12 protein-coding genes are annotated in these 16006 nt (G+C 71.2%); 5 read left to right on the top strand and 7 right to left on the bottom strand.

Annotated elements, in window-relative coordinates:
- The coding region (locus AC2CJA_RS01075; protein WP_484600723.1) for a 5-methylcytosine restriction system specificity protein McrC at window positions 1-620 on the bottom strand (620 nt) is incomplete at its 3' end.
- A 26-nt stretch (window positions 621-646) separates the two neighbouring features.
- Window positions 647-2476: a DUF4357 domain-containing protein gene (locus AC2CJA_RS01070; protein ID WP_484600722.1), complete on the bottom strand. Its 1830-nt coding sequence runs from the start codon at window positions 2474-2476 to the stop codon at window positions 647-649.
- A 220-nt stretch (window positions 2477-2696) separates the two neighbouring features.
- Here AC2CJA_RS01070 and AC2CJA_RS01065 point away from each other — a divergent pair, with 220 nt between their 5' ends.
- Window positions 2697-3659 carry a hypothetical protein gene (locus tag AC2CJA_RS01065; protein ID WP_484600721.1) on the top strand — a complete coding sequence of 321 codons (963 nt, stop codon included), beginning with the start codon at window positions 2697-2699 and terminating at the stop codon, window positions 3657-3659.
- A 210-nt stretch (window positions 3660-3869) separates the two neighbouring features.
- Window positions 3870-4253, top strand: a complete 384-nt coding sequence (locus tag AC2CJA_RS01060) for a hypothetical protein (protein WP_484600720.1) — start codon at window positions 3870-3872, stop codon at window positions 4251-4253.
- On the opposite strand, the gene AC2CJA_RS01055 is transcribed toward AC2CJA_RS01060, so the two are convergent.
- Both AC2CJA_RS01055 and AC2CJA_RS01050 read right to left on the bottom strand, forming a co-directional pair.
- A complete protein-coding gene (locus tag AC2CJA_RS01055) occupies window positions 4228-4680 on the bottom strand; it encodes an ATP-binding protein (protein WP_484600719.1) in 453 nt (150 codons plus the stop codon). The two genes, AC2CJA_RS01060 and AC2CJA_RS01055, sit on opposite strands and share 26 nt — an antisense overlap.
- Window positions 4681-4942: 262 nt before the next feature.
- Window positions 4943-5332, bottom strand: coding sequence for a hypothetical protein (locus tag AC2CJA_RS01050; RefSeq protein ID WP_484600718.1), 390 nt, complete (start codon window positions 5330-5332; stop codon window positions 4943-4945).
- 810 nt (window positions 5333-6142) lie between these two features.
- Between AC2CJA_RS01050 and AC2CJA_RS01045 the strand changes: the two genes are divergently transcribed.
- From AC2CJA_RS01045 to AC2CJA_RS01035, 3 genes are all read left to right on the top strand, one after another.
- On the top strand, window positions 6143-7120 hold the full coding sequence (locus AC2CJA_RS01045) for a helix-turn-helix domain-containing protein (protein ID WP_484600717.1): 978 nt from the start codon (window positions 6143-6145) through the stop codon (window positions 7118-7120).
- Window positions 7117-7302 (top strand): DUF397 domain-containing protein, encoded by a 186-nt coding sequence (locus tag AC2CJA_RS01040; RefSeq protein ID WP_484600716.1) that lies wholly within the window; start codon window positions 7117-7119, stop codon window positions 7300-7302. The genes AC2CJA_RS01045 and AC2CJA_RS01040 overlap by 4 nt, the downstream gene beginning before the upstream one ends.
- A gap of 311 nt (window positions 7303-7613) precedes the next feature.
- A complete protein-coding gene (locus tag AC2CJA_RS01035) occupies window positions 7614-8201 on the top strand; it encodes a hypothetical protein (RefSeq protein ID WP_484600715.1) in 588 nt (195 codons plus the stop codon).
- A 37-nt stretch (window positions 8202-8238) separates the two neighbouring features.
- Here AC2CJA_RS01035 and AC2CJA_RS01030 read toward each other — a convergent pair whose 3' ends face one another.
- The 3 genes from AC2CJA_RS01030 to AC2CJA_RS01020 all read right to left on the bottom strand — a co-directional run bounded on the left by AC2CJA_RS01030 (window position 8239) and on the right by AC2CJA_RS01020 (window position 15966).
- Window positions 8239-8637, bottom strand: coding sequence for a hypothetical protein (locus AC2CJA_RS01030; RefSeq protein WP_484600714.1), 399 nt, complete (start codon window positions 8635-8637; stop codon window positions 8239-8241).
- 220 nt (window positions 8638-8857) lie between these two features.
- Window positions 8858-12982, bottom strand: coding sequence for an Eco57I restriction-modification methylase domain-containing protein (locus AC2CJA_RS01025; protein WP_484600713.1), 4125 nt, complete (start codon window positions 12980-12982; stop codon window positions 8858-8860).
- Entirely contained in the window at window positions 12982-15966 is a 2985-nt protein-coding gene (locus AC2CJA_RS01020) for a helicase-related protein (RefSeq protein WP_484600712.1), read from the bottom strand. The genes AC2CJA_RS01025 and AC2CJA_RS01020 overlap by 1 nt, the downstream gene beginning before the upstream one ends.
- Window positions 15967-16006: the final 40 nt, after the last annotated feature.

Below are 16006 nucleotides of genomic sequence, written 5' to 3'. Positions count from 1 at the left end.
GCGCCCGCCAGGCGCAGACGCTGGCGGGCCAGGCGCCGCCGCACGGACCCGGGCACCCCCGGCAGCCGCAGCAGCAGCTCGGCGGCGGCGCGCAGCAGGCGGTTCTCGGCGGTGTCCTCGGTGTACGCGTCGTAGGCGATCTCCACGGGCGGGGTGCGGCCGAAGTGCCGCCGGATCTGCTCGGCCTCACGTATCCGCCCGCGCACCACCGGCGCGGACTCCTCCACCTCCCGGTAGCCCCGGAGGACCCCGCGCCGCAGCGCCGCGTCCATCTGCCGCTCCACGGCGTACGCGAGCGCGGGGACGACGTCCTCGTACGCGCCGGTGTCGACGGTGCCCTCCCGGCCGTCGCGCCAGGCGCGCTCCGGGTCGAGGCTGAAGCCGAGCAGGAAGAACAGCCGGCGCACCGGCGTCTTGGGGACGATCCGCAGAACCGGTCCGCCCCCGGGGACGCGTACGGCGCCGACCCGGCTGCCCGCCCGCAGCAGCCAGTGCCCGTCCCGGCCCGGGTCGGGGGCCGCGCTGCGCAGGATGCCGGAGGCGGCCAGCGCACGCCCCGCCGACGCGTCCAGGCAGACGGAGACGGCGGGCCCGTACTCGCGCAGCTCCACCTCGCGCACCGCTCCCCGCACGGGCGCGGGCCCGGTCACGGACGCTGCCCGCGCAGCGCGTCGAGACCGTAGCGGGCGGCGACGTCGAGACCCTCGCCGTAGTGGTGCTCCTCCAGCAGCGGCAGGATCCTCGTGCGCCAGGTCCGCTCCAGCCCGCCGTCGCGGTACACCCCCGGCCTCATCAGGTACGAGGGCCCGATGGCGAAGTCGGGTTCGTCGATGAGGGAGTTGAGGGCGTCCAGCAGGCGGGCGGGCTCCGCCTCCCGGCCCTCGCGCTCCAGCCAGCGCGCGAGCAGCCCGGCGGCCGGCTCGGTGCGCGGGGACAGCTCCACGAACGCGAAGCGGCGCCGCATCGCCGCGTCCACCAGCGCGATGGAGCGGTCGGCGGTGTTCATCGTGCCGATCACGAAGAGGTTGGGCGGCAGCGCGAAGTCGTCGCCGGAGTAGGTCAGCCGCACGGACCGGTCGCGGTACTCCAGGAGGAAGTACAGCTCGCCGAAGACCTTCGCCAGGTTGGCGCGGTTGATCTCGTCGATGATCAGAAAGTGCGGGATGTGCCGGCTGCCCTCGCGGGAGGCGAGGTCGGCCAGCTCCCGCAGCGGGCCGGCCGTCAGCCGGAAGGCGACCTCCCGCGTCTCGGGGTCGGCCACGGGCCGGAAGCCCTCGAAGAAGTCCTCGTAGGCGTAGGAGGGGTGGAACTGCACGATCTTGACCTGCTCCGGCCCGCCGCCGAAGTGCTCGGCCAGCCTCGTCGCCAGATACGTCTTGCCCGTTCCCGGCGGGCCGTGGAAAACCAACTGCTTCTCGTCCAGCAGCAGTTCGCGTATCTCCTCCAGCCAGGCCCGGTCGTGGACGAGGAGGGCGGCGGCCAGCTCCCCGGTGACCTGTGGCAGCGTCAGCTCCCGCTGCGCCGGCCGCTCGCCGGTGCCCCCGGCCGCCGCCGGCTCCGCGCCACTGGCCCGCCCGGCGGACCCGTCCACCCCGTCCAGCCCGTCCAGCACCTCCAGGACGCCGGTCAGATCGACGACGTCGTGCTGCACGGACAGCCTCTGCCGCACCTCCCCCGGCAGCTCCTCGTACGGGTGGCCGTGCGCCCGCCAGTCGACGGTGCGGCGCAGGTTGGACAGTCCGTCCGGGGAGGCGGTCTGCACGGCCTCCCCGGTGATCCGCCCGGTGTACAGCCGGTCGTCGTCGAAGGTGGCGACCGTGTCGCCGATACGCATCTGCGTCAGGAAGGCGTGCAACTCGTCGACCATGCCCCGCTTCTGGTGGTACGAGGCGGCCCCCTCGTACCCCTCCTCGACGAAGCGGCGCAGCGCGCTCCTGGTCGGGTCGCTCTCCTCCAGCGGCGGCAGGTGCGCGCCCGAGAGCGAGACGATCCCCTCCGCCCGCCACAGCCGGCGCACCAGGTTGTGCCCCGAGACGTTGGCGCCGCGCACCAGCCACGCCTTGCGCGGGGCGCGCCAGGCGGTGGACAGGTAGTCGGCCAGCGGATGGCCCTCGTCGGTGCGCCAGGACTCCGGGCCGGAGGCGCTGTAGCCGTACACCAGCGCGGCGGCGGCCGAGGAGGAGTTGCACTCGATGTCCCGGGCCGCCACCCAGTACGGCGGCCCCTGCGGCCGGCCGGGGTCGGCGGGCGCGTCGACGAGCCCGCCGCCCGCGCGCAGTCCGTCGCGCAGGCGGCGCGCGTGGTCGCCGAGCCCGGGAGACGCCCCGGAGGCCACCGCCGACCCCTCTAACAGAAGGAACTTGTTCGTGCCGTTGTTGCCGAACTCGGTGAGCAGACACCCGCGCGCCTCACCGCCGCCCCCGGGGAGCCTGATGCGGAACTCGGGCGCGCCGGGGAGGCGTTCGGGCTGCGGCATGGGAGGACCCTCCGGGTGGGGCGGCACCTGAGCGAACGCCTCACACCCTACCTGTTGACACAGTCAAGAAAGATGGCGATGTGAGGGGGCGCCCCGGGATTCGGCGCCGCCGGCCGGACCCCGCGACCACGACGGCGACGCCGGGACGTGCGGGGCTGGGCCGGATATCGTGACGGCCGGGCGGGGCCGCAGGAGAGAAACCGATCGGGCGGGAGGGACCGTGGAGGAGTGGTACTACCAGCGTTTACGGGAACGGGAGGACCGGCGGCGGGCCACGGACGCCGTGGTGACGCGGGACGCCTACGACGCGGCGCTGGGCAGTCTGTCCCGCACACCGCAGGATGCGCCCCGCACCCGTGCACTGATCGGTGAGGGGAAGGTGAGCTCTCTGCGGGGCGAGATCGTCGGCATCCTCCTCCTGTCGCTCGCCTTTTCCGGCGGGCTCTTCTCGGCTGCCGCCGTGGGCTCCGCACTCCGGGGGGCTTCGCAAACGGTCGCCATGGGCGGCGCTCTGGCCTCGTCCGCGGTCGTCTGCCTGTCCATGACCGTGGCGAGTATGTGGCTGGTGAACAGGCTGGACCGGACCGGACGGCGCGACGAGCTGGTCCACGTGGGCGTGGCCACGGTGCTCGCCTGCGTCCGCGCTCTGGAGGCGCCGGACGCCGAGCGGGCCGAACGTCTCCGGGAGGTCGACGACCTGTACCGCCGGACCGAGCCCCGTGTGCTGCACGCCCATCGGACCCGCGGCACGATGGGCGGCTCCTCGCCGCGGCGGGCCGCCGCCCGGCAGCACGCCGAGCGGGTGGCGGGCGCGCTGCGCCGGGACCTGTGCCGGGTGGACGCCGAACCGCGGGACGCACTGCGGGACCTCGCGGAAAAGCTGGTGGTGGTCTGCGAGCGGTACACCGAGGGCCGGGTCGGCCGGTTGCTGCCCGAGGCGGATCTCGCGGACGCGGAACCGGTGACGCTGACCCGCCGGGCGCTGCGGGAGTCGGCTCTGATGGCGGCCGTGATCGCCGCCGCGTTCTGCGGGGCCCTGGGGGCATGGCTGGGCGGTCAGGCGGCGGGTCTGCCGGATGACTTCCTCCCGTGGGCCGGGGCGGCGGGCCTGCTGCTCGGCGGCATGCTGACGGGCGGCTGGCAGCGGGTGGCGCGACTGGTGGAGCTGCTGCCGGGCTTCTGACTCCCCGGGTGGCCCTGGGCGCTCGGCTCAGGTCTCCGCGACCGGGGTGGTGAGGACCGCGCGGACGGTCTTGCCGCCGGGCGAGCGGGGGACGGCCTCCCAGCGGTCGGCGAGGGCGGTGACGAGGGTGAGGCCGTGCCCGCCGGTGCGGAGCGCACCAGAGCCCCCGTATCCGTCGTGCCGCCGCCGGCCAACAGTGATATTGGACGTATGGACTCGATGACCACCCCTCCACGCGCCGAGGTGCTGCGGGACCGCTACCGCAACCGGCTGCCGCAGCGTCTGCGGGAGCTGACCGGCCCTGCCGACGGGACTGTCGAGCTGCCGCTCCACATCGCCTGGTCCGGGCGTACGAGCTACAGCCTGGACCGTCCGAAGTCCCGCATGACGCTCTACCGGACCGTCCTCGCCGAGGGCCGGCGCGAGGACCTGGAGAGGTTCCTCCATCACCGGCTGCTCGCCGAGCAGTGGCCTGTCCTGCGCCGCCTGGTCAGCCCCTACATCCGCGAGGTCTGGGAGGCGGCCTTCCCCGAGCTGCCCCGCACCGCCCCGGCCGCCGCGCCGCTCCTCACGCCCCGGCGGGCGGGGTGGTGAGGACCGCGCGGACGGTCTTGCCGCCGGGCGGGTGGGGGACACAGTCCCAGTGGTCGGTGAGGGCGGTGACGAGGGCGAGGCCGTGCCCGCCGGCACGGAGCGGCCCGGAGTCGGCGTCCGGCGCGGGAGGGCGCGGCCTGGACTCCCCGCGCGCGTCGGTCACCTCGACGGTCAGGCGGCCGGCCGCCCGGTCGTAGGTGAGCGACAGGCGGAAGCAGCGGCCGGGCACGTGCCCGTGGAGAACGGCGTTGGCGGCCAGCTCCGCGACGACGAGTTCGACGCGCTCGGCGAGGTCCCGCGGCACTTCCCAGGAGAGCATCTCGGTCACGGTCAGGAGCCGGGCCAGACGGGCTCCGCGACGCGTGGACGACAGAAGCTGTGTGAAGGTGGCGAGGGCCTCTCCGGCCAGTGGTGTCGCTCGATTCATGCGGGCCACAGTGGGGGTCGCACGGGGGCGCGAGCGAGTATGCAGCCGTGTACGCGGGGGTCGTGTACGAGCGCTCCGGCCGGAGGGTACGGAGGCGTGTCCGCCCCCCTGGGCGGCGGGGCGCGTGGGCGGACCGCCGACCAGTCGGCCTCTCAGGTTTCCCGGGACTCGGCTCTCGGAGCCGAGGCGGTGGGCCCGGCCGCGACCGCGGAGACGGACGACTGGTCGGCGTGTCATCACTGGTCGTCGTCGGAGCCGTGCGTCACTCGCCCAGCTCCGAGACGCAGTGCTGGCCTCTCTCCTGGAGGGTCTGGAGCATCTCGTCGACCGTCTCCGCGTCGAGGTTGGGGATCTTCTTGCGGGTCGCGTCCTCGATCTCGCGGAGGACCCTCCTCTGCTCCTCCGGGGTCTTCGGCACCCGAGGTTCCTCCATGATCTCGCGATCGATGATATCGGTGAACTTCTTCAGGTCGGACGCAGGCAGCTTCCACTCCGAATTTTCTTTGACGATCTCCTTGTTGACGCACGCGACGAGCCTCTTCCTCGCCTCGGCATCGTCAGACGCGTACGCCGCGACGGGCATCAGCCCTCCGGCGGCTGCGAGGGCGGCGATGGTCAGAACTGCGCATCGTGCGCGGGAACTTGTTCTCATGAACCGGGAACCTATCCTCGCCGGACACTTGACGGATTACGCGTGGTATCGATTCCCCCGTATGGGTGAACGCCGCCTTGTGCCCGGCCGTCGTAGAGGTGTAACGGCATCCGGTTCCGGCGGTTCGCGGGGATCACGGCCTTTCCTCGGATCGGAAGGGGCACCGTTCGGTCCGGCGGCCGACCGACCCGGTCGTCGGCAGTCGTCCGCGCCCGGATGGAAGTCGCGGCAGTGACCGGGGCGGCGGTGGCGGACGGTGCGGGTGACGCCCCGGCCGTTGTCGAGGCCGGAGCGCCGACCGGGCTCTCCACAAGCGGTGCCGCCCAGCTCCTGTGTTCCGTCATCGTCGGAAATGAGACAGAGCCGCTCGTTCGACAGTCCCGTCCACAGCCTGATCGGGGACGGGCTGTCGCGCCGGAGGGCGCTGCTCGGACCAGAGGGCCGGGTGGCCCGGAGGGGGCCCGCGTCCGGACCACCCGGCCCGCGTGTCACGCACCGTGTACTTCTTGCCGAGCCGCGAGAGCTGTTCGCGTTCCCGAGCGGCCGGTTCGACGGGAAGGACGCCGACGGGGCCCGCGCCCGACCGGGTGCGTAACGCGCCTGTGGCTACCGGGGGACCGGCGCATCAACCGTGTTGGGGGCGCGCGGGGGGCGTGAACGAGCGCGGGATCACGTACGCGGGGTGAGCGTACGAGCACGCGGGGTGGACGGTGCGGGATGTGTTCGGTCACGCTGAGTGTAGGTCGCTGACACTTTCGGTAGTCGTCGCGGCCTGGGCACGCAGCACGGAGCAAGCGGAGAGGGCGGCGGATGGACAACGTCGACAGGGTCGGGGTCGGGGTCGAGGCCGGGTTCGAAGTCGAAGCCGGGGAGGAGGCAGACGGCGAGGCCGGAGCGGGAGCCGGTGAGGGTGACGAGGCCGCGCGGGAGGCCGCGGGCGACGAGGAGCGGTCGGGTCCGGAACGGGAGTGGGACCGGGAGCCGCACCCCTCGGACAGCATGCGCACCTTCGGCGCGGTCGTGCAGGCACTGCGCGAGCACGCAGGCCTCAGCCGCGCCGAACTCGGCACCTGGGTGCGGTACTCCAAGCACACCGTGGCCTCGGTGGAGCTGGGCCGCCGGATGCCGGACCGGGCGTTCGTGGAACGCGCGGAACTCGCCCTCGGCAACACCGGCGCCCTGCGCAAGGCCGCCCGCCACCTGACGCGGGGTGAGGTAGGGCTCGCCGCGTGGTTCCGTCAGTGGGCACGGCTGGAACGGAAGGCGGTGAGCCTGTCCACCTACGAGTGCCGGCTGGTGCCGGGGCTGTTGCAGTCGGAGGCGTACGCGCGGGCTGTGTTCGACAACAGCATCCCGCTGCTGACCGACGAGCAGGCGGAAGCTCAGGTCACCGCGCGAATGGACCGACAGCGCATGATGAGGGAACGGCCGACCGTGCCGTTCAGCTTCATCGTTGAGGAGGCGGTCCTCCGGCGCGGGCTGGGCGGACCGCAGGTGCAGGCGAGCATGCTGGACCACGTGCTCGAACTCACCGCACCGCGCAACGTGACGTTCCAGGTCGTGCCGCTGTGGCTGGAGTTCCACGCATGCCTGGACGGGCCGACTCGCATCCTGGAGACCCCGGAAGGGCGGTGGCTCGGGTACTCCGAGGGGCAGCAGAACGGACGGCTGATCTCGGACCGAAAAGAGATGCGACTGCTCTGCCAGCGCTATGAAACACTGCGCTCGCAGGCCCTCAACCCCAAGGAATCCCGGGACCTGCTGGAGCGACTGCGAGGAGAGCTGTGAAGACGACGGAACTCGACTGGTTCAAGTCCAGCTACAGCGGCACCCAGGGCGACGACTGCGTGGAGGTCGCGGTCGCCGAACAGGCGGTCCACGTGCGGGACTCCAAGGACCTGGCCCGCCCCGCCTTCAAGATCGGCCGCGAGGGCTGGACCCGGTTCGTGCGCTTCGCGTCGGAGCGCTGACCGACTTCGGCTGCGCCGTCCGCCGCGCCGGCACCCGGCGCGGCGGACGGCTGTCTTTTCGGACTCTGTCAGTCAGCAGCAGTTCCAGCGCCCGAACGCGAAGCTCTCAATCGCGCTCCTCCCCGCCATGTGTATGTCCGGGTTTCCCGGCCGGAGGAGTGCAGAGGGCCGTCAGACAGTCGGGTCAACACGGCCGGATTCCCCTGGAATCCTCATGAAAGGCCGAGGTTAGGATCCTGGGGCAGGGGAGAGGAATCATAGAACATTCACGTACTCGCATTGCGTCGATCGCAGCATCCCTCGGCGCGGGCTTGTTGCTCGGACTGTTAGGCCCGCTTTCCGGAAAATGGGATAATTTTGCTTCTGTGAGTCTTATATTTTCCGGCGGGTGGTCGTGGGTCTGCTACGCATTCTTGGTGGGGTACTTTCATAAATCCAAGATTGATTCATCCCTGATGTCATCTCTGGGGTTGTTCACCGGTGTGGTTGCGTACTATCTATTCAAATATATGAATCCCGCTGTTCCGGCCGGGCTGGAATCTGGTGCCTCCAGTGAAGGGCTTCTCTCCAGGATTCTCGCATGGGGGATGGCGGCCTTTGCTCTTGGGGCTCCCGTGGGGATTATGGGCAATCTGGCGCGAGCATCGGGTGTTCGTGGCCTTCCTTTCCGATTGATCGTTCCGCTTGCAGCTTTTCTCGAAACCTCCATGCGGTTGGCTGTGGAGGCGGATGGGCAAGGCCCGGTCGCCGGAGTGACTTGGAGCGTGATCCGGTTCGCCGCAGGTGTTGTCGCGTTGGCGCTGGTCAGTCACACCGGCTGGAGTTGGTGGCACGCTCGGCGTGCTCGTTCTCCAGAGGGGGAGGAGCATCACGCCAAGGGGAGTGTTGCGTCTGTGTGATCTTTCCTCATGCGTCTCTTGTCAGAACGGCAGCAGTTCATGCTGAACGGTCTTTACTGTTGCCGAGCTTCCTGTCAGTCGAAACGTAGCCGAGTTTCGTGCGGTCTATGAAACGATCGCCGAGGTCGCGGACGGGCGCGGGCTTCGGAACCTGCGCGGCCTTCGCCGTGACCTTCTTCGCAGCGGTCTTCGCGGCCGACTTCTTGCCACCCGTGCGTGCGGTGGACTTCTGCTGCGGCTTTTTGCCGCTCCTCGCGGTTGGCGTGTCGCGCGCCGCGTATTTCTTGCGGAGCTGCGAGAGCTGTTCGCGTTCCTGAGCGGTCAGGTTGGCGGGAAGGGCGTTGACGAGGGCCCGCGCCCGACTGAGCGCGTAACGCGCCTGCGGCCAGCGCTTCCTGTTGATCGCCGTGCGGAACACCTCGATGGTCTGCCGCAAGACTTTGATCTTCGCGGATTGCCGCCGGGGCATGGGGGACTCGGCTCCGCTGCCGCGCCGCTGGGACGCCGCACGGGCAACCCAGCCCGCGCCTGAAGTCAGGACGACGGGTGAGCGCGGATTGCTGCTCTGGCCTTCTGCGTACCACGTGGTGCTGTTCCTTGCGTGAGGTCCAGCCGTCTCTGGGTGGCCGCGCTCGCAGCCACCCAGGAGCGGCGGATCAACCGTGTCGGGATCCCTGGCCGGGTGGCGGAGTGAGGGTGGAGCGGTACGTGCCGGACTCGCCCTCGGTGAGCGGGTTCTCCAGCGTCAGCCCGGCGACAGCCATCCGGTCGTACTCGGCGAGGATCAGCCGCTTGGTGCGGTACTCGCCGTGCGCCTTGATGTCGTTGTCGCGCGTGACGTTGAAGGTGTCGAGGATGTACGCGGCATCGTCGCGATTGATCCCGTACAGGTGGAAGAAGAGAGCGTCCAGTTCGGCGCGAATCACGGCACGGCGGTCCTCATTCCAGCGGAACGGCGCGCCAGTATCGCCGAGATCGCGGGCGAAAGGGGTCATATTGTGTGCAGTGTAGGTGAGTTCGAGGACGCGAGGATGGATGAATGATGCGTGTGCTTCGGTGATGGAAGAAGCGAGGAAGGGAAGTTGCGCGAACTGAAAAAAATTTAGGTTCGTTCCACCCATTTTCTGGCGGAGGATATAGTCCAGTGCGATGCTGATCGAATTAGCGTAAAGGGTGAATGGTGGGGCAGGGTGATTTGGCAACATGATGTTGCCGGAATCGCCGAGGCCACCCTTTGGGAAAACGAAAGAAATTAGAGTTCGTTCATCCGATGCTCGACAGATCTTACGGAACCCGATGATCCAATCGCGATTCCAACCCTTCTCCGTCAGACGCGAAGTGATGCCGGGATCTTTTTGCTCCCTGCCCTGCTTGTCGGACTTGCCGTTAGGGGTGTCCTGTTCGGGAACCCAATAGCGAGGTAGTGGTGTGGTGGCCGGGTCTTGATGCTGATCGAGGCTGAGGCGGGGCAGCATGCCCACCGCGAGTTGCTTCTCCGTGGCGCCCTCGTAGGTGGAGAAGCGGTGGTCGTAGTGGTGGAGCATCTTCGCCTCGTAGAGCGGCAGCAGGCGCTCCTTTCCGCGTACCAGCACGTTGCCGTGCAGTTCCCAGCCTTCCTTCAGGAGGTCGTCGAAGGTTTCCCCGTTCTGGGCGTCGGGGCGGAAGAGGTGGGAGTCGTTGGACATGTCGAACATGCGCGTGAAGGAGACTCTCCACGGATTGCCCGCTTCCCCCTTCGCTTCTTCGAGCAGTACCGGGACACGGCGATAGATGCCCAGGGTGATCTCGGCGTCGCGGCGGCTGCGGAAGACAGGGCACGTGCCGGTGTTCGGGTTGAGAAGCTGGATGTCGCGGCCGGTCAGGGTGTAGGCGCGCTCGGCGATCTGCGCCACCTGGCGGACCCGGAAGGCGATGGAGATCGGGGAGTCGGGTGAACCAGATCCCGCCATGCAGAACAAGGCGAAGTTCACGCTGTGGTGAACGCCGGGGAAGATCTTCTCCTCGTTCTCGAAACCGTAGAGCGCGACCAAGTTCCCCTTTATGACCAGATCCTTGAAGAAGAACTGCGTCGTCGCGTCCGTCGCGATGCCGGTCGGAACGATCACGCCGGTTCGGCCGCGCGGACCTGTGAGCGCACGGTCCGTCTCCGCGAAGACCGCGTATGTGTTGATGTCGCCGCGCCCCGTCAGCGGGAAGCGGTTGCTCATACGCAGGAAATGACTCTCGCCCTCCGCACGGCGCTTGGCGGCGCCGAACTCGGCGAACAGGCGTGCCCCGTCCGGGTCGTCGGCCAGTGCGGCGATGAGCTTCTTACGGGCCGCCGCGTTCTTGGCCTCGGCGATGCGCGGGTCGCGCTGGGCGAAGAACTCCTGCTCCTGGAGCTTGACCCGCTCCCACGGCGGGTTGCCCACGACCGCGTCGAAGCCGCCGGCCCAGCCGGTCTCCGGCTGGACGCCGGTCCCCGACTCGGGGACGGCGAAGACCTCGGGGAACTCCAGGTGCCAGTGGAAGAAGCGGTACTGGTCGCGCAGGCGCAGGATCTCGGCGTGCGTGGTGTCCGGCACGGCCGACTGGTCGCGGCTGCGCAGGGCGCGGAACACCTGGTCGGTCGGGGCCTCGGGGGCGCCCTCGCGCTTGGGCCAGACGAAGGCCGCGCACCAGGCGTCGGCGGCGCGTAAATCCTGAACGTACGACGTGGACTCCACATACGTCCGGTAGGCGTTCTCCTGGGCCCGCACCTGCTCCAGCTTGTCGGCGGGGGCGGTGACGATGCGGGTCAGCTCGGCGGCGTAGCGGTCGTTACCCGGCAGCGTCTCCGTGTCGAAGGTCAGCTCGTCCTGACCGGCGCGCTGGGCCCGGTTGCGCTTGACGAGGGCCGCCGCGTACTTCTTCTCGTCGCCCTCGATGGGCTTGAACGCGTCATCCGGTATCCCGTCCGCCAGCAGCTTCGGAGTCGCGCCGATCAGGCCGTTGCCGTGCTTGACGTGGGCGTCGAGGAAGCCGAGCGCCTTGCCCGGCTCCAGGGCCTCCAGCCACAGCGACACCTTGGCCAGCTCCACGGCCATCGGGTTGAGATCGACGCCGTAGACGCAGCGGGCGACGACCTCGTGCAGGGCGTGGCGCACCGCGTCAAGTGTCGGCTCCGGGTTGTGCTCGCGCACCGAGGCCACGTGCTTGGCGATGCGACGGGCCGAGGCGACCAGGAAGTGCCCGGAGCCGCAAGCCGGGTCGCACACCTTCAGCGCGAGCAGTTCGGCGACGATGTCCTCGGCCGGGTCGGGGCGGCCGGCCTCGGCGGCGCGCCGCTCGCCTCGCTTGACGGCGTCGTCCACGACCGGATCCAGCGTCGTGTCCAGCAGGCACTCGATGAGGGAGGACGGGGTGTAGTAACTGCCGGTCGTCTTGCGGCTGTTGCCCGCGACCTCGATCAGCTCGAAGGTGCGGTCCGCGGCGGAGTGCTTGGGCTCCAGCTCCAGCAGCGACTCGTAGACCGAGCCCAGCTCCTCGGCGTCCAGGTGTCGGTAGTCGACCGCGCGCCAGCGGCGCGCGCCTGGGTCGCGGACCTGGGCGAGGTGGCGTACGGCGGCGAGCAGTGACTCGTTGGACAGCTTCAGGCCGTCCAGCGGCGCGTCGGCCTTCGTGCGGGAGAACAGGCCGCCCAGGCCCGGCAGGCCCAGTTCGGGACGGCCGCCCTCCGCTCCGAGGGCGTCCAGGACGATGCGCAGCGCCTCGTACTGGTCACCGTGGGCCGTGCCCTGGCGGCGGCGGGCCCGCTCGCGCAGCCGGGCGGAGGAGAAGTACCGCTCGTACGCCGCCCGCTGCCGCTCACCGGCGGCCGGGTCGAGCAGGGCGTCGCGGTCCTCGGCGACGAAGACGAACAGCAGGCGGTAGACCAGGCGCAGCAGGGCGTCCCGCAGCGCCTTGGGGTCGGTGTCCTCACGCAGCCCGGTGTTCTCCGGGTGGCGCAGGAAGCCGGTGCCCAGCACCGTCAGCGCGTTCTGCACGCCCAGGCGGAGCTGGTCCAGGGCGCGGGCTCCGGAGGTGACGGCCTCGGTGCGCCACTTCTCCAGCCAGCAGCCCGAGGGCGCGGCGCCGGCGGGGACCTCGAAGCGGGAGGCGTGCAGCACGCGGTACAGCAGCACGAACTCGCTGAACAGCTCGCCGTCGAAGATCGCCTCCAGGTCGAAGTCGACGTAGGCGGCGGTGGCGAAGGAGGAGGAGTCGCGCAGCAGGCGCAGGCGGCGGCCGTTGGTGAGGACGGCCCACAGGTGGGCCTCGGTGCGGTTGAGGCAGTCCTGGAGCATGGACTGCGCCGGGATCTGCCCGGCGGCCGGGCGTTTGTCCGGCTCCTGGTTCCAGGGTATGAGGTGGACCAGGGCCGGGCCGTGGCGGTGGGAGACGGGGAAGCGCTTCTCGGGGTCGGAGTCGGCGGCGACGCCGTCCGGGCCGATCCCGGTGAGCGCGCCGAAGTCCAGCTTGCGGAAGAGCTGGGAGAGCCAGTCGGCGCCGGCCCGGCCGGTGGGGTCGGCGGCGGGCGCGCCCGTTATGGGGTCGGAGGGGAGGGCGGCGCGCAGTTCGCGCCACAGCGGCTTGAGGTACTCCCAGGCGCGCTCGGCCTCGTCGGGCACGGGCACCGAGGCCGGCAGGCCGTAGTCGGCGGGCCGGGTGCCCGGCAGGTTCCGCGCCTCGGCGATGCGCAGCAGCATGTCGGCGGGGAGCAGTCCGCCGACCGTGGTGACGGCGGTTAAGGCCAGGGTGGTGCGGGTGGCGGCGGCGGACATCAGGCTTCGGCTCCGGAGGCTGTAGAGGCGGCGGCGGGGGCGGACGCGGGTGCGGCGGGCGGCAGGTAGACGTAGACGCCCAGCACGTCGGCGGGCTCCTGGGGCACGACCTTCAGGCCGCGCACGATCTCCTCGCTGGCCTTGCGCACGCGGCGGTGGGAGGCGTCGAGTTCGGCGGCCAGGCGCCTGCCGTACCCGGCCAGGTGGGCGGCCAGTTCCGGCAGGGCCTCCAGGTCGCGGGTGATCTGGTTGCGGGCCCGCTGCTCGTGGGTGTTGGCGGTGGCGCGGGCGTCCAGCAGGGCGGTGGCCGCCTCGTCCTCCAGCCAGCGGGCGCGCCGCGGCAGGCCCTCGTACGCCAGCAGGCGGGCGTCCTCGGCCACCAGCTGCCGCTCACCGGTGCGGGAGGGCAGGGTGAGGTGGAAGCGGTAGCGCACCAGCAGCAGCGTGGTGCGGACGGTGACCGCGTCGGTGGTGACCACGCCGCAGCGGCGGGCCGGGCGGGGGCCGGGGGCGTTGGTGTCCAGGGCGGAGTCCAGGACGTAGGAGGCGAGGGCGCCGATCGCCGGATCGGTGCGCACCAGGGCCACCTCGCCGCGGGCGATCGCGGGGGAGGCGCGGAAGGGGATCTCGCGGTCCTCCTCCACCAGCCGGCCGCCCAGCGTCGCGGCGAGCGCGTCGCGCAGGCCCGCCGGGGCGCCGCCGACCTGGGCGGTGAAGTCGCCGCCGCCGTCGCGTGGATCACGGACCAGCGCGTCCAGGTCGCGCAGCGCCTCCAGGGCGAACTCGCGGACCTCCCCGGCCCTGCCGAGCGCGGCCCGTACGGCGGCGACCTCGCGGGCCACCTCCTCGGGGTGGATGGCGCGCTGGGCGTACTTGGACCGGGAGGTCCTCTCCCGCTCGGCGGCCGAGTTCCACTCGCGCTCGACGCGCTCGAAGGACTCCTGGTGGCCGTCCATCTCGAACAGGCTCTCCTGGCTGCCCCGCCGCCCGTGCAGCAGCAGCCACTCCACCACGGCGTCGGTCACGCCGGAGGCGGTCTCGTCGGGGACGGAGACGGAGATGCCCAGGTCCTTCCTTATCTGCCGGTGCTTGGCGAACAGCACCTCCAGCACCTTGCCGTCGATGCCGTTGTCCTCGCCGTACATGGTGATGACGCGGACCTGGTCGCGGCGCTGGCCGTAGCGGTCGACGCGGCCCTCGCGCTGGTCGTGGCGGGTGGGGTTCCAGGCCAGGTCGTAGTGGACGACGGCGTCGAAGTGGTGCTGGAGGTTGACGCCCTCGGACAGGCAGTCGGTGGCGATCAGCACCCGGCGCGCGGCCGGGTCGTCGCCGGACCGCGCCGCCTCCGCCGCCTCGGCGGCCTCGGCGGCGAGCCGCTCGATGCGCTCGACGCGCTGCTGCGGGGAGAGGGTGCCGGTGACGGCGGCGATCCTCGTCCTCTTCCCCAGCTTGCCCTCCAGCTGTTCGGCCAGGTACTCGGCGGTGGGGATGTAGCGGCAGAAGACGATGGGGTGGTAGCCGTCGGCGAGCAGGCCCTTCAGATGCCGGGTGAGGGCCTTGAGCTTGGCGTCCTCGGCCGGTCCGGTCAACTGACCCGCGCGCTCGGCCAGTTCCAGCAGGCGGGCGCCCGCGTCCTCGGACTCGGCCGCGCCGGGGGCCACGTCCATGCCCTCCAGGCGGTCCGTCTCGGCGGAGTCGGCGGCCACCGGGGCGCCGAGTACGTCCGCCTCGTGCGCGGTGCGCGCGGCGGCCGACTCCGAGCGGGTCTTCAGCGTCTGCGCGGCGGCGGCCGGGGAGGAGACCATCGAGCGCAGCAGCGCGATCACCGACCACCAGGCGATACGGGCCTCCCGGCGGCCCTGCTCACCGGCGGCCTCGACGCGGTCGCGGGCGTAGGCGATGGCGTCGTCCAGCAGCGCCCGGTAGGCGGGGGTGAGCCGGTAGGGCTCGTCCTTGGTCCGGCGGTCGGAGGGGAAGGCGGTGCGCTCGGCCAGGGAGTCGTCGGCCAGGCCGTCCTCGCGGGTGAGGTAGTCGCGCACGTCCGCGCGCTTGCGGGCCACGAAGTGCCCGGCCAGCCTCGCCCGCCCGGCCGCCGTCTCCAGGTCCAGCGTGGCCAGTTCGGGACGGACCAGGCCCAGCAGGTTGCGGAAGGCGGACTCCTTGCCCGAGTGCGGGGTGGCCGTCAGCAGCAGCAGGTGGCGGTCGGCGTCGGCCGAGACCCTGCGCAGCAGCTCGTAACGGAGCTGGCCGGCGGCGGACGCGCCGCCGTGGGCGCCGTCGTCGGCGGCCACGCAGGTGTGGGCCTCGTCCACGATCACCAGGTCGGGGCAGTGGCGGACGAAGTCCTCGCGGTGGCGGGCGGACTTGATGAAGTCCGTGGAGATGATCGTGAACGGGTGCCGGTCGAACAGCGACTGGCCCAGCTCCAGACCGCGCTCCAGCCGCGAGACGGTGGAGGCCAGCACCAGCTCGGCGTCGATGCCGAACTTCTCCCGCAGCTCGCCCTGCCACTGCTCGGCCAGCGCCGGGGAGCACAGCACCGCCAGCCCGGACGCCTCGCCCTGCGCCAGCAGCTCCCGGGCGATCAGGCCCGCCTCGACCGTCTTGCCGATGCCGACGTCGTCGGAGACCAGCAGCCGCACGGTACGCTGCCGCAGCGCCATCAGCAGCGGCACCAGCTGGTAGGCGCGCGGCTCCACCGCGATCGACGCCAGCGAGCGGAACGGGCCCGCGCCCGACCGGAAGCCGACCCGCAGCGCCGTGCGCAGCAGGCCGGCGGCGCGCTGGTCGCCCAGGTCGTCCGGGCTCGGGGCGGCGAACTCGGCCGGGCGCACCTCCTCGAAGGAGGGGAAGACGGCCGCGACGTCGTCCTCGCTCCCGCCCAGCGGGCGCAGCACCAGCATGTCGGGGGCGCTCTCGGGCAGCACCACCCACTCGCGGCCGCGGGCGGCGACCAGCGAACCGGCCGTGTACGTCAGGCTCATGGGGTCTCTCGGTTTCTGGGAGTCGGCATGTCGGGAAGCC

The sequence above is a fragment of the Streptomyces sp. ATLC9 genome (genome assembly GCF_057196705.1).
Note: the sequence above shows the minus strand (reverse complement) of the source record. Positions and strands in the feature narration are given on the sequence as shown.